The following is a 20,537-nucleotide window of genomic DNA, read 5'->3' on the forward strand; positions in this document are numbered from 1 at the left end:
AGGAGACCCCATGAAACTCAAAACCCTCGTCGCCGCACTGGCCATCGGCTTCGCCGCCGCTGCCTCCGCGCAGAACACCGGCCCCGTCAAGATCGGTTTCATCACCGACATGTCCAGCCTGTACGCCGACATCGACGGCCCGGCCGGCGGTGAAATGGTCAAGTGGGCCGCGCAGGATTTCGGCGGCAAGGTGCTGAACCGTCCGATCGAAGTGCTGACCGCCGACCACCAGAACAAGGCCGACGTCGCCAGCTCCAAGGCGCGCGAGTGGATGGACAAGGACGGCCTGTCCATGCTGATCGGCGGCACCAATTCGGGCACGGCACTGGCCATGGCCAAGATCGCCGAAGAAAGAAAGAAACCCTTCATCGCCATCGGCCCCGGCTCGGCCCGCCTGACCAATGAAGCCTGCTCGCCTTACACCGTGCATTACGCCTACGACACCGTGGCCCTGGCCAAGGTGGCAGGCACGGCTCTGGTGAAGTCCGGTGCCAAGAACTGGTTCTTCCTGACGGCTGACTATGCGTTCGGCTACTCGCTCGAAGGTGATGCATCGACCGTGGTCAAGGCCAACGGCGGCACCGTCGCCGGCGCCGTGCGCCACCCGCTCAATGCGTCGGACTTCTCGTCCTTCCTGCTGCAGGCGCAATCTTCCAAGGCCCAGGTGCTGGCGCTGGCCAATGCCGGCGGCGACTTCACCAACGCCATGAAAGCCGCCAAGGAATTCGGCATCAACAAGACCATGAAGGTCGCCGGCCTGCTGGTGTTCATCAACGACGTGCACAGCCTGGGCCTGGCCAACACCGAAGGTCTGCAATTGGCCGACAGCTGGTACTGGAACCAGGACGATGCGTCGCGCAAGTTTGCCAAGCGCTTCTTCGACAAGTACAAGCGCATGCCTTCGAGCCTGCAGGCCGCCGACTACTCGGCCGCCACGAACTACCTGAAGGCCGTGCAGACCGCCGGCACGACGGACGGCGACAAGGTCATGGCCACGCTCAAGGGCATGAAGATCGACGACTTCTACAACAAGGGCCAGATCCGCGCCGATGGCCGCATGATCCACGACATGTACCTGTTCCAGGTCAAGTCGGCCAAGGAATCGACCACGCCATGGGACTACTATAAAACCGTGTCCAGGATCCCTGGCGACCAGGCCTTCACCACGGTCGCCGAGTCCAAGTGCGCCCTGCTCAAGAAGTAAGCTGACCCTCAGTACCGCACCCCGAAAATATCGAAACATGAAAGCGCGCCTTCGCACCCATGGCGGCGTTGCAATCCTTGCGAAGGCGCACAGCCTTCGCTGCGGCTTGCGCCTTGCCCTGGGCACGAAGCCATCACTTTCACTTTGTTTCGCTACTTCCGGGTTGCAGTACTAGTGGCCGGTCGCAGCGCGGCCGGCCACTTTTTACTTTGCTATTGTTTGTACTCTCACAGCGTGAACTGACGGGTCTCCATGGAAATTTTCGGTATCCCCCATCAAGCCTTTCTGGGCCAGCTGCTGCTGGGCCTGGTCAATGGCGCGTTTTACGCCATGCTCAGCCTCGGGCTGGCGGTGATCTTCGGCCTGCTGGGCGTGGTCAATTTTGCGCACGGCGCACTCTACATGCTGGGCGCCTTTGCTGCCTGGATCATGCTCGACAAGTTCGGCATCAATTATTGGGCGGCGCTGATCCTGGCGCCGCTGCTGGTGGGCGCGCTCGGCGTGGTCATCGAGCGTCTCTTCCTCAAACACCTGTACAAGCTCGACCCGCTGTACGGCTTGCTGCTGACCTTTGGTCTGGCGCTGATTCTCGAGGGGGTGTTCCGCGAGCTGTATGGCGCGTCGGGCCAGTCCTACAACGTGCCTGAGCTGCTCTCGGGCGCGACCAACCTGGGCTTCATGGTCCTGCCGAACTACCGCGCCTGGGTGGTGCTGGTGTCGCTGGTGGTCTGCCTGGGCACCTGGTACCTGATCGAACGCACCCGGCTCGGCGCCTACCTGCGCGCCGGCACCGAAAACGCCGCGCTGGTGCAGGCCTTCGGCATCAACGTGCCCATGATGGTGATGCTGACCTACGGCGCCGGCGCCGCGCTGGCCGCGCTGGCCGGTGTGCTGGCCGCACCCATCATCCAGGTCAACCCGCTGATGGGCTCCAACCTGATCATCGTGGTGTTTGCCGTGGTCGTGATCGGCGGCATGGGCTCCATCATGGGCTCCATCCTGACCGGCCTGGGCCTGGGCATCGTCGAAGGGCTGACACGGGTGTTCTACCCCGAGGCGTCCAACATTGTGGTGTTTGTCATCATGGTCGTCGTGCTGATGTTCCGGCCCGCCGGCCTGTTCGGCAAGGAGGCCTGAGCCATGCGCCCTGCCATCAATTCCCCCCATGACAACAAGCAGATGACCCCAGCCGCCAAACTCATTCAAATCACCTACATCGCGCTGCTGATCCTGGCGCTGGTGGCGCCCCTGCTCGGCCTCTACCCTGTGTTTGTCATGAAGCTGCTGTGCTTCGCCATTTTTGCCTGCGCCTTCAACCTGCTGCTGGGTTTCACCGGCCTGCTGTCGTTCGGCCATGCGGCGTTTTTCGGGTCGGCCGCCTACGCCACCGGCTGGATCGTCAAGTCGCAGGGCTGGACGCCCGAGCTCGGCATCCTGGCCGGCGTGGTGGCCTCGGGCCTGATCGGCCTGGTGGTCGGCCTGGTCGCCATCCGGCGCCAGGGCATCTACTTCGCCATGATCACGCTGGCGATCGCCCAGATGGTGTATTTCGTCTGCCTGCAGGCACCCTTTACCGGTGGTGAAGACGGCCTGCAAGGCGTGCCGCGCGGCGCGCTGTTCGGCCTGTTCTCGCTGGAGTCGGACACCGCCATGTACTACCTGGTGGTGGCGGTGTTTGTCGGCTGTTTTCTGGCCATTTCACGCATCGTGCGTTCGCCTTTCGGCCAGGTGCTCAAGATGATCCGTGAAAACGAACCCCGCGCGATTTCGCTGGGCTACCAGGTGGACCGTTACAAGCTGCTGGCCTTCGTTCTGTCGGCCGCGCTGGCCGGCCTGGCCGGTTCGCTCAAGACCCTGGTCATGGGTTTTGCCACCCTGTCCGACGCGCACTGGTCGATGTCGGGCGAAGTGATCCTGATGACGCTGCTCGGCGGTGTCGGCACCTTCTTCGGCCCGGTGTTCGGCGCCGGCATCGTGATCTCGCTGCAGAACCTGCTGGCCGACAAGGTCGGCTCGTGGGTCACTGTGATCATCGGCGTGATTTTTGTGATCTGCGTGCTGGCCTTCCGCAAGGGTGTGGTCGGCGAGCTGCAGGCTTTCATGGAGCGGCGCCGGCGCGCTGCGGCGGCGCCCGACGCGTAAGCAGCGGCGGGCGAGAACCGGGCAAGCCGGTCAGCCCGCGCCACGTTACGGGTTGTCTGCCGCGCCGTCGGTCGACAGCGCCTCGGCCACATGCTGGGGCACCACCAGCTGGCCCTGGTCATCGGGCAGGGCCTCGATGCTGATCACCGGCGCTGACGAGCTGACGCCGCCGAACATCGTTGCAAACGCGGCGTCTGCCGCATCGCGGCCGGTGGCCAGGCGCACAAACCCCATCGGAATCGCCGTGCCCGAGGGGTCGAACATGTACCAGCGGTGGCCCACATAAACCTCGACATAGGCGTGAAAATCGGTCGGGCCCAGGGCCGGGTCGGCGCCGTAGTCGATGCCGCTGACAAACCGCGCGGGAATGTTGACCGCGCGGCACAGCGCAATCATCAGGTGCGCAAAATCGCGGCAGACACCGGCCTCGTCGATCAGGGTGTCGATGGCCGTGGTGTTGCCGGTGGAACTGTTGGACATGAAGCTCACGCGCTGGTGGACCCAGTCGCGGATCGCCTGGACCCGGCTGTAGCCCTGGCGCAGCTGGCCAAACTCCTTGACGGCCAGCCGGTGCAGCCGGTCGGACTGGCAATAACGGCTGGGGTAGAGGTAAGGCAGCACCGCGCCCGGCAGCTGCAGCACGCCGACCTCGGCCACCTGGTCGGGTTGCGCCACATGGTGGCGGATGTCCACCGTCGCACCGTAACTGACCGTCAAGGGACCGGGCAGGGCCCTGAACTTGAGGTAGCGGTTGCGGCTGACCGCATCCGTATAAAACTCGGGCTGCAGCACCTGGCTGATGCCCAGGGTCTCGCTGACCACCGCCTGCTCGCGCGTGTGGGCCGCATGGATGTTGAAGATGAAATCGCAGCCGGCATCGGCCACCTGGTAACCCAGTTCAATGGAAAATTTAAGCCTGACCATGGATGTATCCTGAAAGGGCGCCACAGCCGGAGGGCGCAGGCTGCGAACTGAAAAGGGAGAGGCGTGAAAGGTGCAGCGGCGTGCACCGCTGTCCGGGCATCCCCGCCATGGTGGATTGTGATGACATCCAAAGACCCTGCCGGCAACTCGCGGCAGCGCCCCATGAGCCGCTCCCACCGCGACTGACGCGCGGGCAGCACATCCGCCTACAGACAGCCCTTCAAGCCGGCAGGGCCGGCCTCAGTCGCTCCTCTTTTAATAGCTTCGCGCGCCCATCCAGAAAGGGCTAAGGGGCAATTTGATGCTCAAACGCTCAGGCTTCGTCCATGAAGCGCACCTTGACGCTTTTGCCCTTGACGCCGCCGGTGGCGAGTTTTTGCTGGGCCTGGCTGGCAATCGCGCGGTCCACCGCGACATAGGTGGAGAACTCATTGACGTTGATCTTGCCGACCTGTTCGCGCGTGAAGGGCGGCACGTTGCCGGCCTCGCCGGTCAGCGCGCCCAGCACGTCACCGGCGCGGATTTTTTCCTTGCGACCGCCAACGATCTGCAGGGTCACCATGGGCGGCAGCAGCGGCTCGTTGCTGGCCGGCGTCAGTTCGCTGAGCTTGTGCCATTCGGACTCGGCCTTCTGCAGCACCTCGATTTTCCCGACGTAACCCATCTCGTCCATGCTCGCCAGGCTGATGGCCCAGCCTTCTTCGTCGGCGCGGCCGGTGCGGCCGATGCGGTGGATGTGCACCTCGGCGTCCGGCGTCACGTCGACGTTGATGACCATTTCGAGCTGTGCGATGTCCAGGCCGCGCGCGGCCACGTCGGTGGCCACCAGCACCGAGCAACTGCGGTTGGAAAACTGCACCAGCACCTGGTCGCGCTCGCGCTGCTCCAGTTCACCAAACAGCGCCAGCGCGCTGAAGCCCTGGTCTTTCAAATAGGCCACGAGCGCGCGGCACTGCGACTTGGTGTTGCAAAACGCCAGCGTGCTGGCCGGCCGGAAGTGGCGCAGCACTTGCGCGACGGCGCCCAGGCGGGCTTCGTCGTGGTCGCTGTCGGGCACCTGGTACCAGCGCTGCTGGATCTTGGTTTTTTCATGCTGCGCCTGCACCGTGATGGTTTGCGGCGTCTTCATGAACTGCTGGCTGATCTTGGCGATGCCTTCCGGGTAGGTGGCCGAAAACAGCAGGGTCTGGCGCTCTTTCGGGCACTGCTTGGCGACGGTCACGATGTCGTCGAAAAAGCCCATGTCCAGCATGCGGTCGGCTTCGTCGAGCACCAGCGTGTTCATGGCTTCCAGGTTCAGGTTGCCGCGTGCCAGGTGGTCCATGATGCGGCCCGGCGTGCCGACGACGATGTGGGCGCCGTTTTCCAGGCTGGCGGTCTGGTTGCGCAGCGGCACGCCGCCGCAGAGCACCACCACCTTCACGTTTTCCTCCGCCCGCGCCAGGCGGCGGATTTCGGTGGCGACCTGGTCGGCCAGCTCGCGCGTTGGGCACAGCACCATGGCCTGCACCGCAAAACGCCGCGCATTGAGGTTGGCCAGAAGTGGAATCGCAAAGGCGGCGGTCTTGCCGCTGCCGGTTTTGGCCTGCGCGATCAAGTCCTTGCCGGCCAGCGCCAGCGGCAGGCTGGCCGCCTGGATCGGCGTCATGGCGAGGTAGCCCAGGGTTTTCAGATTGGCCTGCATCGCAGGGTTCAGCGGCAGCGTGCTGAAGTCGGTGCTGGCTGCGCCGGAAGTCGAAGGGGAAGAAGTCATGCCCTGATTATCGACGCTGGGGCTTTTCCAGCCCCCTGGCGTACCTTGAGAGCCCTTGGCAGGCGCAGGCAGCACCAACACCTCAGGGACTCAAAAGATGGATAAAAACGGGCGCCATCCCGTATAAAACGTGCGCCTATAGCTACTGTATTGATAGCGAATTAGAGGTTGCCAGCGCCGAAGGCCCCCACAGCGTGCCGCAGACGCCCCGCACAGCGTAAGCTTGCCGGAACGCCCTGTTTTTTCTTTGCCTGCTGTCCCCGCCCACCCCCACCATGCCTTTTGACGACTCTACCGCCGCCCTGGTCCAGGCCTTGGGCGACCTGGGCCTGACGCTCTTTTTTGCGCTGCTGGCCTTGCTGCTGCCCACCGCCACCCTGCTGTGGTGGCTGGTGCAGCGTTACGCGGTGCCAAGCAAGACCAGCACGCTGCCGGCCGGCGCCTTCCTGCTGATCCGGCTGGCAGCGGGGTTTGCCGTGCTGGTCGGCGCAGCGGCTGTTTTTGCGGAAATTGCCGAAGCCCTGGGGGATGGCCCGCGCGCCGGCCAGCTCGACCAGCTGTTTTCAGACGCGCTTCACGCCAGCACCGCCGGCTGGGCCCTGCAGGTTTTCGCGGGGATCACCCGGCTCGGCGACACCGCCACCCTGGCGGCCTGGGGCGTGGGGGTGGCGACGGTGCTGCTGCTGCGCGGCCGGCGCTGGCTGGCCCTGGGCTGGGTGCTGGCCATCAGCGGCAACGCCCTGCTCAACACCACCCTCAAGGCGCTGTTTGAAAGAACCCGGCCCGTGCACGACAGCGCCCTGGTACATGCGGGCGGCTGGAGTTTTCCGAGCGGGCACAGCTCGGGGTCGGTGGTGGTCTATGGCATGCTGGCCTACGTGCTGATCCACAGCCTGCCGCCGGACACGGCGCGCCGCGCCAGTCTGCCGCTGGTGCTGCTGGCTGCCACCCTGGCGTTTTCCGTCGGTTGCAGCCGGGTTTTTCTGCAGGTCCATTTCGCCACCGACGTGCTCGCCGGGTTTGCCTCCGGCTCGGCCTGGCTGGCCGTCTGTGTGGCCAGCATCGAGCTGACGCGCCACTACGGCCGCACCCGCGCCACTTGATATTTTCGTCATTCACAGGGTCCCGGAAGCGTTCGAGCCGGCGGCCCGCCCCATCAGCGTGGTCTACCCGCATGGCCGGCCGCTGCCCATGCGCACGCAAGTCTTCATCGAATGGATCAGGCACGAACTGCGGGAGTTTCAAAGCTGAGCCCCGGCGACGGATCGGCAGCTCGAGCATTGAATCAGGGCGCAGCCCAGGCGAATAGCGCGCAAGCAGCTATCATTTTTATATCAAAAGCCCCGTCCCTTGCAGGCTCAAGGCACTGCAGGCATGCTTGGGCTCTTTCCGGCAAGACCACAGAACACGACCTATGAAAAATTTTGACTTTGACCTGTTTGTCATCGGCGGCGGCAGCGGCGGCGTGCGCGCCGCACGCATGGCCGCGCAGCGCGGCGCCCGTGTGGCGCTGGCCGAGGTGGCCGCCATGGGCGGCACCTGCGTCAACGTCGGCTGCATTCCAAAAAAGCTCTACAGCTACGCAGCGCACTATGCCGAAGCCTTTGAGGAATCGCGCGGCTTCGGCTGGACCGGCGAGGCGCCGGTGTTCAACTGGGAGCGGCTCAAGACCAACCGGGCACTTGAAATCTCGCGCCTCAACGGCGTGTACCTCCAGCTGCTGCAGGGCTCGGGCGTCCAGATCATCGAGGGCTGGGCCTCGCTGGCCGACGCCCACACGGTGGAGGTCGAAGGCAGCCGCTACACCGCCAAACACATCCTGGTCGCCACCGGCGGCCGGCCCAGCCTGCCCGAGGTGAAGGGCCGCGAGCTGGTCATCACCTCGGACCAGATTTTCGACATCGATCCCTTCCCCGCGCGCCTGCTGGTGGTGGGCGGCGGCTACATCGCCTGCGAATTTGCCTCCATCTTCAACGGCCTGGGGTCCCAGGTCACCCAGCTGTACCGCGGCGCCCAGGTGTTGCGCGGCTTTGATACGGAAGTGCGGACCTTCGTGGCCGCAGAAATGGTCAAGACCGGCGTGGACTTGCGGCTGCACGCCGATGTGACCGCCATCAGCCAGGCGGCAGACGGGCTGCACGTGCAACTGCAGGACGGCAGCAGCACCACGGTGGACGCCGTGCTGTACGCAACCGGCCGCCTGCCCAACGTGGCCGGCCTGGGCCTGGAAAACGCCGGCGTCCCGCTCAACCACCAGGGGGCGATCGAGGTCAATGCCCACTACCAGACCTCGGTACCGTCGATCTACGCCCTGGGCGACGTGACCGCACGCATCCAGCTGACGCCGGTGGCGCTGGGTGAGGCCATGGTGGTGGTCGACCATCTGTTTGGCGCCGCGGCCGGCAAGAAGCCGCGCCGCATGAGCTACGACTTCATCCCGACCGCGGTGTTCACGCATCCGAACATTGGCACCGTGGGTTATTCGGAAGCCGATGCGCGCAAGGAATTCGGCAAGGTCAGCATCTACCGCAGCGAGTTCAAGGCACTCAAACACACCCTGAGCGGCAGCACCGAGCGCACCCTGATGAAGCTGGTGGTGGACGACGCCTCCGACCGCGTGGTCGGCCTGCACATGGTGGGGGCCGACGCGGGCGAGGTGGTCCAGGGTTTTGCCGTGGCCATGAAGGCCGGCGCGACCAAGGCCATTTTCGACAGCACCATTGGCATCCACCCGACGGCGGCGGAGGAGTTTGTCACGATGCGCGAGCCGGTGAAAGAGCCGGCGCGTGCGCCCTGAGCCATCTGACCGTCAGGCCGGTGGCGCGCTCTCCTCTTCGGGAAGGACCACATTGGCCCGCTCGATCGCCGCATCAAAGGCGGCCAGTTCGGCATCCCCCTGAAACACGGGGCGGCTGTCCAGCGGGTGAAACACCTGGTGTTGCAGCCGCCGCAGGGCGTCGGACCGCTCCATCGCCTCCAACACCTTTTGGGGCGTCATCATCAACATGAAAGGATTGGCGCTGGGGGCGTCGACTTGCATGGCAGCAACTCCTTGGACACATGGGTGGCACAGACATTGAACAATGAACGGATGGCTGCACTTTAGGAGACGCAAAAAATTCAGGAAAGTCAGCCGGCAGCCCGATCGCTTGTAGGTGTCCGGCTGACACGCCGCTGCAGGCCCGCGGACCCCGCACCGGCACGCTCAGAATGCGCGCACGCCCTGGTGCCAGGCCGCCCGCACGATGGGCATGTCGCCGCTCATCCGGACCCGGATCAGGTCCGCGCGCAGGCCGGGGGCCAGCTCGCCGCGGTCCGTCAGGCCGATGGCGCGGGCCGGGTTGCGCGTGACGGTGTTGACCGCCTTGGGCAGGCTCCAGCCCGCCGTGTCGCGCAGCAGAAACGCCGACTGCAGCAGGCTGGCGGGCACGTAGTCCGACGAAAAAATGTCGAGCAAATCAAGCTGCGCCAGTTCAGCCGCCGACACATTGCCCGAATGCGAGCCGCCCTTGACCAGGTTGGGGCCGCCCATGACGATGCCCATGCCCGCCTCGCGGGCCGCCCGGGCGGCGGCCACGGTGGTCGGAAATTCCGAGATGGCAATGCCTTCCTGGCTGGCCTGCTCGACATGCGCCACTTCCGTGTCATCGTGGCTCGCGACCGGCAGGGCCCGGGCACGGCTGCCGGCAATAACGGCCGCGCGGTTGGGAATGGCAAAAAGCTCCTGGTGCGCCCGGCGCTCCTGGATCAGGGTTTCATATTCCGCATCATTGAAGCTGCCGTAACGCTCGGCATAACGCCGGTACTTGCTCAGGTCGCGCCACTGGCGCTGGCCCGGCGTGTGGTCCATCACGCTGACCAGTTCGAGCAGGGAGTCGTCGGCATAGTGTTCGAACACTTCCACGATGTCGGGGGCCGAGACCTCGCAGCGCAGGTGCAGCAGGTGCTCGACCCGCAGCAGGCCTTCGGCGCGGCACTCGTGCAGGGCCTCGATCGACACATGCTGGGTCTGGCTGCGTGTGCCGCCCTGGTCCATGTCCCCGATCACGACCGAATCGAGCACGGTGATGATGCCGGCGGCCGCGCACAGCGCGTCGTGCATGACCGTGGCGGAGTGGGCGTTCCACAACACGCCGGGCCGCGGCACCAGGTGTTTTTCGAGGTTGTCGGTGTGCAGCTCGACCAGGCCAGGCAGCAGCCAGTCGCCGGCCCAATCTTCCGCACCGGTCACCGAGGTGTCGCCGCGGGCTATGGAACGGATCAGGCCACCCTCGACCACCAGACAGCCGGTGAACTCCTCGTCGGCTGTGACAATTCTTGCGTTCCTGATGATTTTCTGCTTCATGGGGATCTTCCGGTTCAGTTTGATTTTCGATAGTGTTCGACATCCAGGCAGCGGCTGGCGACCGCTTCGCGCACTTCGTCGTCGTGAAAAATGCCGACGACGGCGGCCCCACGCGCACGTGCCGCATGAATCAACTCCACCACGACGCGGCGGTTGTCTGCATCCAGCGAGGCGGTCGGTTCGTCGAGCAGCAGCACGGGATGGTTGGCAATCAGGCCATGCGCGATGTTCACACGCTGCTGCTCACCGCCGGAAAACGTCGCAGGCGGCAAATGCCAGAGGCGTTCGTGCAGGTTCAGCCGCGCCAGCCATTGCGCGGCCTGGCCGCGCGCCTCGTCGGCGGCCACGCCGAGGCGGCGCAGCGGCTCGGCCACGATGTCCAGTGTCGAGACCCGTGGAATCACGCGCAGGAACTGCGAGACATAACCGAGTGTGCGGCGCCGCACATCCAGCACCTCCCGCGGCGCTGCGGCGGACAGGCTGATCCACTGCTCCTGGTGGCGGATGCGCACCTCCCCGCTGCTGGCGCTGTAATTGCCGTACAGGCAACGCAGCAGCGAACTTTTTCCGCTGCCGGAATGGCCGGTCAGCGCCAGGCACTCGCCGGGGCCGACGCTCAGGCTGATGCCGGAAAAAACAGGCAGCGCCAGGCCGCCGCGCGCGTGCAGGGTGAAGGTCTTGGAGAGCTCGCTGGTTTCAAGGACAGAAGTCATGGTGATGCTCAGGTGGCCAATCAAGTGGCGAATCAGGGGGTGAGAACGGAAGACACCAGCAGCTGGGTATAGGGATGCTGCGGATCGTCGAGCACGCGGTCGGTCAGGCCCTGCTCGACCACGCAGCCGTCCTTCATGACCAGCATGCGGTGCGCCAGCAGGCGCGCCACCGCGAGGTCGTGCGTGACAATCACGGCCGCCAGCTGCAGCTGGTCGACCAGCTCGCGCAGCAGATCCAGCAGCCGCGCCTGCACCGAGACATCCAGCCCGGTGGTCGGCTCGTCCATGAAAACCAGGCGCGGGTGGGTCACCAGGTTGCGGGCAATCTGCAGGCGCTGCTGCATGCCGCCCGAGTAGGTACCGGGCAGGTCGTCGATGCGGTCCACATCGAGTTCGACACGTTCCATCCAGCTCAGGGCCTCGCCGCGCAGCTTGCCGTAATGGCGCGCGCCCAGGGCCATCATGCGTTCGCCGATGTTGGCGCCGCCGGAGACATTCATGCGCAGGCCGTCGCGTGCATGCTGTTCGACAAAACCCCAGTCGGTGCGGGCCAGCCAGCGCAGCCGCGCTTCAGACAGCCCGGCCAGGTCCACCAGCCCGGACGCGCCGCGTGATGCGGCGACGCCGCTGCCGGCCTCCTCGCGCAGGTCGTAGTGAACCGAACCTTCGTCGCATGCCAGGCGCGACGCCAGCAGGCGCAGCAGCGTGGACTTGCCGGAGCCGGACTCACCGACAACGGCCAGCACCTCGCCGGGGTAAAGATCAAAACTCACGCCGCGGCAGGCCCAGCGCAGGCGCTGGCCCTGCATGAACTGCTTGCCGGCATCGCGGACGGACAGGAGAAGATCGCCGCTCATCGCGCGCCCTCCTGCGCCAGGCGCGCCAGCGCGTCCGGCATCTGCACGGCCTGCTGCGTGCCCACCTGCCCGGCCTCGCAGCGCCCACTGCAGAAGTCACTGTCCGAACAGACAAACAGGCGGCTGCCTTCGTCATCCACAATCATTTCGTCGAGAAAACTGTCTGCCGCGCCGCACAGGGCGCAGGCGTGTTCCCAACGCTGCACTTCAAACGGGTGGTCCTCAAAATCCAGGCTGCGCACGGAGGTGTAGGGCGGGATGGCGTAAATGCGTTTTTCCCGGCCTGCGCCGAACAGCTGCAGCGCCGGGTTCATGTGCATCTTGGGGTTGTCGAACTTCGGTATCGGCGACGGCGAGGTCAGGTAACGCTCGTTGACCAGCACCGGGTAATCGTAGGTCTTGGAGATCGCGCCGAGCTGGGCGATGTCCTCGTAGAGCTTGACGTTCATCAGGCCGTATTCCCCCAGCGCGTGCATGGTGATGGTTTCCAGGCGGCGCGGCTCCAGCCGGAACAACGGCTCCGGCATGGGCACCTGGTACACAATGGTTTGCGCTTCGGTCAAGGCGGCTTCCGGAATGCGGTGCCGCGTCTGGATGATGGTGGCCTCGGCGGTTTTCTCCGTGGTCGGCACGCCGGTGGTCCGCGCAAAAAAGCGGCGAATGTTGACCGCATTGGTGGTGTCGTCGGCCCCCTGGTCAATCACCTTGAGCACATCATCGCGGCCAATGATGCTGGCCGTGACCTGCACGCCACCCGTGCCCCAACCGTAGGCGAACGGCATTTCCCGCGAGCCGAAAGGCACCTGGTAGCCCGGGATGGCAACCGCCTTGAGCATGGCGCGGCGGATCATCTTTTTGGTCCGCTCGTCCAGAAATCCGAAGTTGTAATGCTCGTCCATCAGGCTGCTTTCTGTATCGCCGGTTCGGAGGGGCGGGCGGGCACCACATGCCCTTGGTCCGCGTGTTGGTCATCGTGGCCTTCCTGCGCATGGGCGGCACGCAGCCGGCGCACCAGTTCCAGTTCGGACTGGAAGTCCACGTAATGCGGCAGCTTCAGGTGCTGCACAAAACCGGAGGCCTCCAGGCTGTCGGCATGCGACAGCACGAATTCCTCGTCCTGCGCCGGCGCCACGGCCAGCTCGCCCAGTTCGCGGGCACGCAATGCACGATCAACCAGCGCCATCGCCATGCTTTTGCGCTCGGCCCCGCCAAACGCCAGGCCGTAGCCCTGGGTGAACTGCGGCGGCACCTCGCGGTTGCCGGCAAACTGGTTGATCATCTGGCACTCGGTGACTTCCACCTCGCCGATGTCAACCGCGAAGCCCAGCTCGTCGGCCAGAATTTCCACGGACACGGCGCCGCGCCGGATTTCACCGGCAAACGGATGGGCATTGGCATAACCGCGCTGGGTGGAATACCCCAGACCCAGCAGCCAGCCTTCGTCGCCGCGCGCCAGCGCCTGCAGGCGCAACGGCCGGTCGGCCGGAAACATCAGCGGCTCACGCGTCAGGTCGCCGGGCTCGCTGTCTGCAACGGGGCGCGGTGTCTCCATCAGGCCTTCACGCGCCATCAGCTCGTTGACACGCGGCATGCTGGCCGGCAGGGCCGGCGCCGCGGCCTGGGGCGCCGGCGACGCCTCGTCACCGCCCCCTTCGGCCAGCAAGGCAAAGTCGAGCAGGCGCTGGGTGTAGTCATAGGTAGCGCCCAGCACCTGGCCGCCGGGCACATCCTTGAAGGTGGCCGAGACGCGGCGCGTCAGCTTCATCTGTGCGGTATCCAGCGGCAGGCTGTAGCCAAAACGCGGCAGCGTGGTGCGGTAGGCACGCAACAAAAAGATCGCCTCGATCAGGTCGCCACTGGCCTGCTTGATCGCCAGGGCGGCCAGTTCGGGGTCGTACAGCGAGCCCTCGGACATGACACGATCCACCGCCAGCGACAGCTGCGTGCGGATCTGGGCCACCGACAGTTCCGGCAGCGAGGGATCGCCGCGGCGCTGCGCGGCGAGCAGATGCCAGGAGTTCTCGATGGCGGCGGTGCCGCCTTTCACAGCTACATACATGTCAGATCCCCTCCAGACGCCGCACGCGGGTCGTGCGCGGCAGCCCCAGCGCCTTGTCGGCGCAGGTAAAAACAAGGTCCACCCCTTGCGGAAACGCGGCATGGTTGGCTTGCCACTGCGTCCAGAAGTGGTCGGGCAGGCCGGCAATACGCACCGTCTGCATGTCCTGGATGCCGGGACCGCGCCATTCGACAGCCGGGCCGTCATCCAGCGAGGGCACTTCCACCAGCAAGGTGGCCGAACGTTCGGGCGCCTGCGCCGAGCCTGGCGCAAAGTTGTCCAGCGGCGGCATGGCCCCCGCATCGACAAGCACGGCAAACGCCGCCTCTTGCGGGGCAGCCGCCCGGCCCGCCCCGGTGTGAAAACGCAGCCAGTCCGGGGCGGCACCCTCACCGTGCTGCCACCATACCGGGGTGTCGTCGTCCGTCAATGCAAGCAGCAGATGCGCCATGGCCGGACCCAGGGCCAGACCCGGGATCGGACCGCCGAGAACGAAGCGCCGGCCGGGCCTCGACAGCGCGTCCAGCACACGGCGAAAAGCGGTCTGTGCGTCATGCACAGGATCGGCGAAGCCGGCACTCAGAGGCTGGTTCTGCGTCATGCCTGGCCCCGCACAAAGGTGAAAAATTCAACTTTCGACGCGGCCGCTGCGCGGCTGGTCGCGTCCCGCTGCGCGGCCTGTTGCCTGGCCAGCGGCTCGACCACTTCGCGCATGAGGTCCGCGTGGCGCGTGGGGTCCTGCAGCAAGGCGTCAAACACGGCAATCAGTTCGGCCTTGCGGCGGTCGCGCCCCAGGGCGTAACCCACACCCAGCGCACCCGGGCCGACGCGCAGGGCACACCGCGTCACACTGGCCTCCCCGAGGTTGAAGGCGTCGCCGGTCCCCCCGACCCGGCCGCGCAGCATGACCATGCCGGATTCGGCAGGCCGGACATGCGCCAGCGGTGGCAGGGCGCCCAGAAGGATCCACGCCTTTTCAAGTTCGGGCCGGGTGGCGCGTGCCAGCACGGCCAGCCAGCGCCTGCGGGGTTCGTGGTGGGGGTTTATCGACTCGTTTGTCATACAGATGTCTAAATCAGTCACTAGAGTTGGGTTTGTCACTGCAAACAACCACAAGGGCCGCAAGAAGACCCTAGTTCAACCGGACAACATGACCAAATGATGACAAGCGAACGCCCTCTTTCCAGCGCACCCGGCCGGCGCAGCGGTGTGGCCGTGTGGAAGCAGATTGCCGACACACTGGGCACCGAAATCCGTGACCGCGCCTTCACGGCGACCGGACGTCTGCCCAGCGAAAACGAGCTCTCCTCCCGTTTTGGTGTGAACCGCCACACGCTGCGCCAGGCGGTTGCCGCCCTGCAGGGTGATGGTCTGGTGCGGATCGAACCGGGCCGCGGCACCTTCGTCCAGCACGAACTGCTCGACTACGTGTTGTCGCGCCGTACCCGCTTCAGCGAAAACCTCCAGCGCCAGGGACTGCTGCCGAGCAAACAGCTGCTCACCGCCCGGGAGATGCCCGCGCCCGAACGTGCGGCGCATGAACTCCAGCTGGGCAAGGGCGACAAGGTGCTGATGGTGGAAATGCTCGACGAGGCCAACGAGCAGCCGATCGCGCTGGCCACGGCCTACTACCCTGCCGGGCGATTCGCCGGCCTGCTCGACATGCTGGGCCGCGGCACCTGCACCACGGACATCCTGCGGCACTTTGGTGTCGAGGACTACGTGCGCGCAGAAAGCCGCGTCACCACCCAGATGCCGTCCGCTGAAACCGCACGGCTGCTGAAGCAGCCGCTGACGCGGCCGGTGTTATGTGTCGAGTGCCTGGACGTCGACATGGCCGGCCGGCCGATCAAATACGGGGAAACCGTGTTTTCCGGCGACCGGGTCCAGCTGGTGATCAATGCAGGAAATGAAACGGGTGCGGTCGCATGAGCGCGCGTTACGCCATTTATTTTGCGCCGGACCGGCACTCGCCCTGGTGGGCGTTTGGCGCGCACTGGCTGGGCCGCAACGAGCACGACAACACGGTGCTGCCTCAGCCCTTGCTGGAAGGTTTGCCACCGGCGGAGTTTGCCGCCATCACCGCAGAGCCGCGGCGTTACGGCTTCCACGCCACGGTGAAAGCGCCCTTCAGGCTGTCGGCCGCGCACGACGAATCCGATCTGGTGGCACGCCTGGGCCGGCTGGCGCAGACCCTGGCCCCGGTGGCGCTGGGGCCGCTGCGCGGCGCCGCGCTGGGCAACTTCGTGGCCCTGGTTCCGGCGGCCGAGCCCGACGGCCTGCAGGCGCTGGCGGCGGCCTGCGTGGCCGGGCTCGACGACTTGCGCGCCCCGGCCGAGGCGGCAGAGCTGGCCCGCCGCCGCGCCGCCCCGCTGGATGCCCGCGAAACCGAGTTGCTGGACCTCTATGGCTACCCCTATGTGATGGACAGGTTTCGCCTGCATCTGACATTGACCGGCCCTGTCAACGGGACTCTCGCCCAGCAGGTCTGCCAGGCGGTCGCTGCAGACGTGGAGCGTCTCAACGTCCAGGCCCCCCTGGTCCTGGACCGGCTCTGCCTGTTTGTCGAACGCAGCCCGGGCGCGCCGTTTCAGCGCGTCATGGATGTCAGGCTGGGGGCATGAGCGGCCTCTGGGTGTTTGTCTGCGGACCTTCCGGTTCCGGCAAGGACAGCGTGATCGACGCTGCGCGACAGGCGCTGGTCGGGCGGTCCGACATCGTGTTTGCGCGCCGCATGGTGACGCGCCCCGTGCAACCGGGTTCCGACCACGACCCGGTCACGGCGCCGGTCTTTGCCGAATTGCTGCAGGCAGGCGGCCTGTGCTGGCACTGGCAGGCGCATGGATTCTGCTACGGCATCGCCAGCCAGTACGCCGACGCTGTCCGGGCCGGATGCCTGGTGGTTGTCAACGGCTCACGCGCACATGTCAACAGCCTGCCGCCTTCACCGGGTCTGCGGGTGGTGAGGATCAGCACCGATCCGGAACGCCTGGCCATCCGCCTGGCGCAACGGGGGCGCGATAGCGACAGGGCCGTTGCCGAGCGACTGGCGCGCAACGCCGCTTTCACCGGCCTGCCAGCCGATTGTGTGATCGTCAACGATGGTGAACTGGCCGACGCCGGCCAGCGTCTGACGGACTACCTGACCGGCTCCGCCGGGACAGCAGCTGCGGCCTGCGCCAGAATCAGAAGGTAGTGGGCCCAATCGGGCGGTATCGCCGCAGGGTCCTTGGCGTGGTCGTCCCAGCGCCGCAGCGCCACCGCATCGGCGGCGAAAGCCTGCGCCATGAAGGCGGCGGCTTCCTCCACGGAAAATGGGCCGCCCTGCAGCACCAGGCTGCGCTGCGACGCCGGTGACAGGCTGGCCTGGTAATGGCTGTCCACCTGGCAGAGATAGCGCTTGGCGTCCACATGCATGCGAATGGGTTCGAGCACCGCGTCCGGGAAGACACCGCGCAAAAACGGCAGCGCCAGGTACTGGTGCAGGTCGTCAACGCCCGCTTCCCTCGCCGGTTCCCGCTGGACGAGCAAATGGCCGAGGTCGTGCAGCAGCGCGGCCGCCACCAGTTCAGGGGATGCGCCCGAACGCTCGGCCAGATGGGCACACTGCAACGCATGCTGGAGCTGGTTGATCGCCTCGCCGCCGTACTGCGCGGCCCCCCGCGTTTCGAACAATTCGGTAATCTCTTCCAGGGTCAAGGCCATGATGTTTCCTAGACAAGCGCCTTGCGGATACGCGCCGAGATCAGGTCGATCACACTGACGGTGACGACAATGATGATCATCACGGCGCAGGTCTCGGCATATTGAAAGCCGCGGATGATCTCCCACAACACGACACCGATGCCGCCGGCACCCACCATGCCCACCACCGAAGCGGAACGCACGTTGGACTCGAAGCGGTACAGCGTGTAGGAAATCCAGAGCGGCAACACCTGCGGAATCACGCCGTAGATAATTTCCTCCAGCGCGTTGGCACCCGTGGCGCGTATGCCCTCGACGGGCTGCGGATCGATCGACTCCACCGCTTCCGAAAACAGCTTGGCCAGAATGCCGGTGGTGTGAATCCACAGCGCCAGCACGCCGGCAAACGGACCCAGGCCCACGGCCACGATGAACAGCATCGCAAACACCATCTCGTTGATCGCGCGTGCCGCGTCCATCAAGCGGCGAATCGGCTGGCGAACCCAGACCGGCGCAATATTGGCCGAGGACAGCAGGGCCAGTGGCACGGCACAAACCACGGCCAGGGCCGTGCCCCACAGCGCGATCTGCACCGTCACCACCATCTCTTCCAGATAGTAGGACCACTGGCTGAAGTTGGGCGGGAAGAAGCTGGCCGCGTACTCGGCCATGTTGCCGGAATCGCGCAACAGGTCCAGGGGGCGCATGTCCGCGCCCTTCCAGGACAGGGCCAGCAAGGCCAGCAAGACGCCCCAGGCCATCAGGCCCAGCAGGCTGGCGCGCGGCACTTGCAGCGGCGCAGGAGGCGCCTGTACTGAAAGATGGACAGGGGTGGTCACGGGCGACCTCAGTTGCGGCTCAGCTCGGCGAGCTTGCGGTCAATCTCGGCGACCCTGGCCTGCTTGTCGGCAGCGGGAAAAGTTGCGTCGGCCTCGAACTTGTTGCGCTCCTTGAAAAGCTCCAGCTGGCGGATGGGGATCAACTGGGCATTGCTGGAGGGCTTGAAAGCCGAGAGCTTGGAAATTTTCATCAGGACATCCTTTTCCTGCTGGCCCCCTTTGCCGTAACCATAGAAAAAGTCCTTGAGCTTCTGCTTGGACGCATCAGGCAGGTCCTTGCGCATGACCAGGGGATCCAGCGGGATCAGCGGCGAGGTCCAGACAATACGGATGTCCTTGAACTTCTCGGGCAGGCGATCCTTGATCTTGTCCAGGTTCTCGCTGTTGTTGGTGGCCACATCGACCTGTTTGTTGGCCACGGCCAGCGCGTTGCTCTCATGGTTGGCACCCCGGGAGACCTTGAAAGCGGTTTTGGCATCGATCTTGTTCTGCGCAAAAACGTAGTAGCTGGGCACCAGGAAGCCGGAGGTCGAATTGGGATCCCCATTGCCGAACGACAGGTTCCTGGCATTCTTGAGCACGTCGTCCAGCGATTTGAGCGGGCTGTCCTTGTGAACGATCAGGTGCGAGTAGTAGCCCTGGGTCCCGTCGGCGTTGACCATCTGGGCAAAAATTTCGCCGCCGGCGCGGTCCACCGCTTCCATGGCCGACTTGTTGCCGAACCACGCCACATGCACTTTGCCAAAGCGCATGCCTTCAATGATGCCGGCATAGTCCGGCGCAAAGAAGGCGTTGACCTTGTAGCCGGTTTTTTTCGCCATGTCTTCCAGCAGCGGCTGCCAGTCCGACTTCAGGTTCTGCGACGACTCGGTCGAAATGATGCCGAAATTGATTTCCTTCAAATCCTGCGCATGCGCGGGCGCCAGGGTGACCAGCGCCGCGGCAGCCAGTCCGGTCAGTAGTTTTTTGATCATGGTGATGTCCTTGAAATGTTGAAAGAAACAGTGGAGGCTCAGGCGGCCTGCGCCATGGGGGTTGGCCAGGCGAGGTGGGGGGCGGGTTTGACCTTGTCTTCGAGGCTGGAAATGGCGTCGCCCAGGGACAGGATGTCGTCGGCCTCGGCGCCATAGAGATCGCGCAGCACGGCGGGCGTCAGTCCGACCGAAGGACCGTCGTACACCACCTTGCCCTGGTGCAGGGCGATGGTGCGGGGGCAATACTTCATGGCCACGTTGACCTGGTGCAGCGACACCACCACGGTGCATTGGTCTTCGCGGTTCACGCGGGCCAGGATGTCCATCACCTTGCGCGAGGACTCGGGGTCCAGCGAGGCAATCGGCTCGTCGGCCAGCACCACTTTGGCACCCTGCACCATGGCCCGCGCGATCGCGGCGCGCTGCTGCTGGCCGCCCGACAGCGTTGATGCGCGCTGCTCACAACATTCGGCGATGCCCACCCGGCGCAGCGCCTCGATCCCTCTGGCCTTTTCCTCGGGCGTGAACCAGCGGATCAGGCTGCGCCACATCGGCACCTTGTGCAGGGTGCCGGCCAGCACGTTGACAATCACCGGCAGCCGGCCCACCAGATTGAACTGCTGAAAAACAAAGCCGATGCCCGAACGCACCGACCGGATATTGGACGCGATTTTCCCGTTGCGCTGCACGGTCCTGCCGTGGATCACGATGGAGCCCTGCGCCGACGTATCGCCGGCCATCAACCCCGCCATGTGCCGCAGCAAGGTGGACTTGCCGGAACCGGAAGCCCCGATCAGCGCGACCATTTCGCCGGGCGCAATGCTCAGGTCAACCTGCTGCAGGGCTTTGCGGCCGTTGCCAAAGGTTTTGCTCAGCGTATTGATTCGAATGGCAGCTTCCATGGTCTCTCCGGGGTGTTGAACCGGGTTGAATCTAGGGCCGCAATGTGTCGTTTTGATGTCAGTGCCAGGCTGCGGCCCGTTCGGGGGAGCCGAGCCCACCCGCCCCGACGCAGGCGTAGCACAATAAGCCCATGCCCCACC

22 protein-coding genes are annotated in these 20,537 nt (G+C 65.3%); 8 read left to right on the plus strand and 14 right to left on the minus strand.

All coding sequences use genetic code 11. The annotated features are described in order from the left end of the window. The first annotated feature begins 10 nt into the window (after nt 1-10). The 3 genes from B7G53_RS19460 to B7G53_RS19470 all read left to right on the plus strand — a co-directional run bounded on the left by B7G53_RS19460 (nt 11) and on the right by B7G53_RS19470 (nt 3,346). The gene (locus B7G53_RS19460) at nt 11-1,204 is read left to right on the plus strand and encodes an ABC transporter substrate-binding protein (RefSeq protein WP_096670799.1); all 1,194 of its coding nucleotides are present in this window, start codon (nt 11-13) and stop codon (nt 1,202-1,204) included. 252 nt (nt 1,205-1,456) lie between these two features. Continuing rightward, nucleotides 1,457-2,341, plus strand: coding sequence for a branched-chain amino acid ABC transporter permease (locus tag B7G53_RS19465; protein WP_096670801.1), 885 nt, complete (start codon nt 1,457-1,459; stop codon nt 2,339-2,341). A gap of 42 nt (nt 2,342-2,383) precedes the next feature. Then, the gene (locus tag B7G53_RS19470; RefSeq protein WP_096670837.1) at nt 2,384-3,346 is read left to right on the plus strand and encodes a branched-chain amino acid ABC transporter permease; all 963 of its coding nucleotides are present in this window, start codon (nt 2,384-2,386) and stop codon (nt 3,344-3,346) included. Nucleotides 3,347-3,391: 45 nt separating this feature from the next. Here B7G53_RS19470 and B7G53_RS19475 read toward each other — a convergent pair whose 3' ends face one another. Together B7G53_RS19475 and dbpA are read right to left on the minus strand one after the other, a co-directional pair. Continuing rightward, on the minus strand, nt 3,392-4,270 hold the full coding sequence (locus B7G53_RS19475; RefSeq protein ID WP_096670803.1) for a transglutaminase-like domain-containing protein: 879 nt from the start codon (nt 4,268-4,270) through the stop codon (nt 3,392-3,394). 313 nt (nt 4,271-4,583) lie between these two features. Then, nucleotides 4,584-6,023, minus strand: coding sequence for an ATP-dependent RNA helicase DbpA (gene dbpA / locus B7G53_RS19480; protein WP_096670805.1), 1,440 nt, complete (start codon nt 6,021-6,023; stop codon nt 4,584-4,586). A 275-nt stretch (nt 6,024-6,298) separates the two neighbouring features. Here dbpA and B7G53_RS19485 point away from each other — a divergent pair, with 275 nt between their 5' ends. Next, nucleotides 6,299-7,126 carry a phosphatase PAP2 family protein gene (locus B7G53_RS19485; protein ID WP_096670807.1) on the plus strand — a complete coding sequence of 276 codons (828 nt, stop codon included), beginning with the start codon at nt 6,299-6,301 and terminating at the stop codon, nt 7,124-7,126. A gap of 311 nt (nt 7,127-7,437) precedes the next feature. After that, on the plus strand, nt 7,438-8,820 hold the full coding sequence (gorA, locus tag B7G53_RS19495) for a glutathione-disulfide reductase (RefSeq protein WP_096670809.1): 1,383 nt from the start codon (nt 7,438-7,440) through the stop codon (nt 8,818-8,820). Between the two features lie 12 nt (nt 8,821-8,832). Here gorA and B7G53_RS19500 read toward each other — a convergent pair whose 3' ends face one another. The 8 genes from B7G53_RS19500 to phnG all read right to left on the minus strand — a co-directional run bounded on the left by B7G53_RS19500 (nt 8,833) and on the right by phnG (nt 15,059). Beyond that, nucleotides 8,833-9,063, minus strand: coding sequence for a hypothetical protein (locus B7G53_RS19500; RefSeq protein ID WP_096670811.1), 231 nt, complete (start codon nt 9,061-9,063; stop codon nt 8,833-8,835). Nucleotides 9,064-9,228: 165 nt separating this feature from the next. Then, nucleotides 9,229-10,368 (minus strand): alpha-D-ribose 1-methylphosphonate 5-triphosphate diphosphatase, encoded by a 1,140-nt coding sequence (locus B7G53_RS19505; protein WP_096670813.1) that lies wholly within the window; start codon nt 10,366-10,368, stop codon nt 9,229-9,231. Between the two features lie 14 nt (nt 10,369-10,382). Continuing rightward, nucleotides 10,383-11,081, minus strand: coding sequence for a phosphonate C-P lyase system protein PhnL (gene phnL / locus B7G53_RS19510; protein WP_096670839.1), 699 nt, complete (start codon nt 11,079-11,081; stop codon nt 10,383-10,385). 32 nt (nt 11,082-11,113) lie between these two features. Beyond that, complete coding sequence (phnK, locus tag B7G53_RS19515; RefSeq protein WP_096670815.1) at nt 11,114-11,938, minus strand: phosphonate C-P lyase system protein PhnK; 825 nt, start codon at nt 11,936-11,938, stop codon at nt 11,114-11,116. Further along, nucleotides 11,935-12,837 carry an alpha-D-ribose 1-methylphosphonate 5-phosphate C-P-lyase PhnJ gene (locus tag B7G53_RS19520; protein WP_096670817.1) on the minus strand — a complete coding sequence of 301 codons (903 nt, stop codon included), beginning with the start codon at nt 12,835-12,837 and terminating at the stop codon, nt 11,935-11,937. Before B7G53_RS19520 ends, phnK begins: the two co-directional genes overlap by 4 nt. After that, on the minus strand, nt 12,837-13,997 hold the full coding sequence (locus B7G53_RS19525; protein ID WP_096670819.1) for a carbon-phosphorus lyase complex subunit PhnI: 1,161 nt from the start codon (nt 13,995-13,997) through the stop codon (nt 12,837-12,839). Before B7G53_RS19525 ends, B7G53_RS19520 begins: the two co-directional genes overlap by 1 nt. A 1-nt stretch (nt 13,998) precedes the next feature. Next, nucleotides 13,999-14,598, minus strand: coding sequence for a phosphonate C-P lyase system protein PhnH (gene phnH, locus B7G53_RS19530; RefSeq protein ID WP_096670821.1), 600 nt, complete (start codon nt 14,596-14,598; stop codon nt 13,999-14,001). Beyond that, on the minus strand, nt 14,595-15,059 hold the full coding sequence (gene phnG / locus B7G53_RS19535; RefSeq protein WP_096670823.1) for a phosphonate C-P lyase system protein PhnG: 465 nt from the start codon (nt 15,057-15,059) through the stop codon (nt 14,595-14,597). Before phnG ends, phnH begins: the two co-directional genes overlap by 4 nt. A gap of 96 nt (nt 15,060-15,155) precedes the next feature. Here phnG and phnF point away from each other — a divergent pair, with 96 nt between their 5' ends. Genes phnF through phnN form a run of 3 tightly spaced genes read left to right on the plus strand, consistent with a single transcriptional unit; the run spans nt 15,156 to nt 17,193 of the window. Continuing rightward, nucleotides 15,156-15,929 carry a phosphonate metabolism transcriptional regulator PhnF gene (phnF, locus tag B7G53_RS19540; protein ID WP_255250095.1) on the plus strand — a complete coding sequence of 258 codons (774 nt, stop codon included), beginning with the start codon at nt 15,156-15,158 and terminating at the stop codon, nt 15,927-15,929. After that, on the plus strand, nt 15,926-16,621 hold the full coding sequence (locus B7G53_RS19545) for a DUF1045 domain-containing protein (RefSeq protein ID WP_096670825.1): 696 nt from the start codon (nt 15,926-15,928) through the stop codon (nt 16,619-16,621). The genes phnF and B7G53_RS19545 overlap by 4 nt, the downstream gene beginning before the upstream one ends. Then, nucleotides 16,618-17,193, plus strand: coding sequence for a phosphonate metabolism protein/1,5-bisphosphokinase (PRPP-forming) PhnN (phnN, locus tag B7G53_RS19550; RefSeq protein ID WP_096670827.1), 576 nt, complete (start codon nt 16,618-16,620; stop codon nt 17,191-17,193). The genes B7G53_RS19545 and phnN overlap by 4 nt, the downstream gene beginning before the upstream one ends. Here the strand turns inward: phnN and B7G53_RS19555 are convergent. From B7G53_RS19555 to phnC, 4 genes are all read right to left on the minus strand, one after another. Next, entirely contained in the window at nt 17,136-17,702 is a 567-nt protein-coding gene (locus tag B7G53_RS19555) for a phosphonate degradation HD-domain oxygenase (RefSeq protein ID WP_096670829.1), read from the minus strand. The genes phnN and B7G53_RS19555 overlap by 58 nt on opposite strands. Before the next feature lie 8 nt (nt 17,703-17,710). Next, the gene (gene phnE, locus B7G53_RS19560) at nt 17,711-18,442 is read right to left on the minus strand and encodes a phosphonate ABC transporter, permease protein PhnE (RefSeq protein ID WP_096670843.1); all 732 of its coding nucleotides are present in this window, start codon (nt 18,440-18,442) and stop codon (nt 17,711-17,713) included. Nucleotides 18,443-18,528: 86 nt separating this feature from the next. Beyond that, nucleotides 18,529-19,494 (minus strand): phosphonate ABC transporter substrate-binding protein, encoded by a 966-nt coding sequence (phnD, locus tag B7G53_RS19565; protein ID WP_096670831.1) that lies wholly within the window; start codon nt 19,492-19,494, stop codon nt 18,529-18,531. Nucleotides 19,495-19,532: 38 nt separating this feature from the next. Then, complete coding sequence (phnC, locus tag B7G53_RS19570; RefSeq protein WP_096670833.1) at nt 19,533-20,396, minus strand: phosphonate ABC transporter ATP-binding protein; 864 nt, start codon at nt 20,394-20,396, stop codon at nt 19,533-19,535. Between the last annotated feature and the right edge of the window lie 141 nt (nt 20,397-20,537).

This window comes from Polaromonas sp. AET17H-212 (assembly GCF_002379085.1).
Taxonomy (GTDB): Bacteria; Pseudomonadota; Gammaproteobacteria; order Burkholderiales; family Burkholderiaceae_C; genus Polaromonas.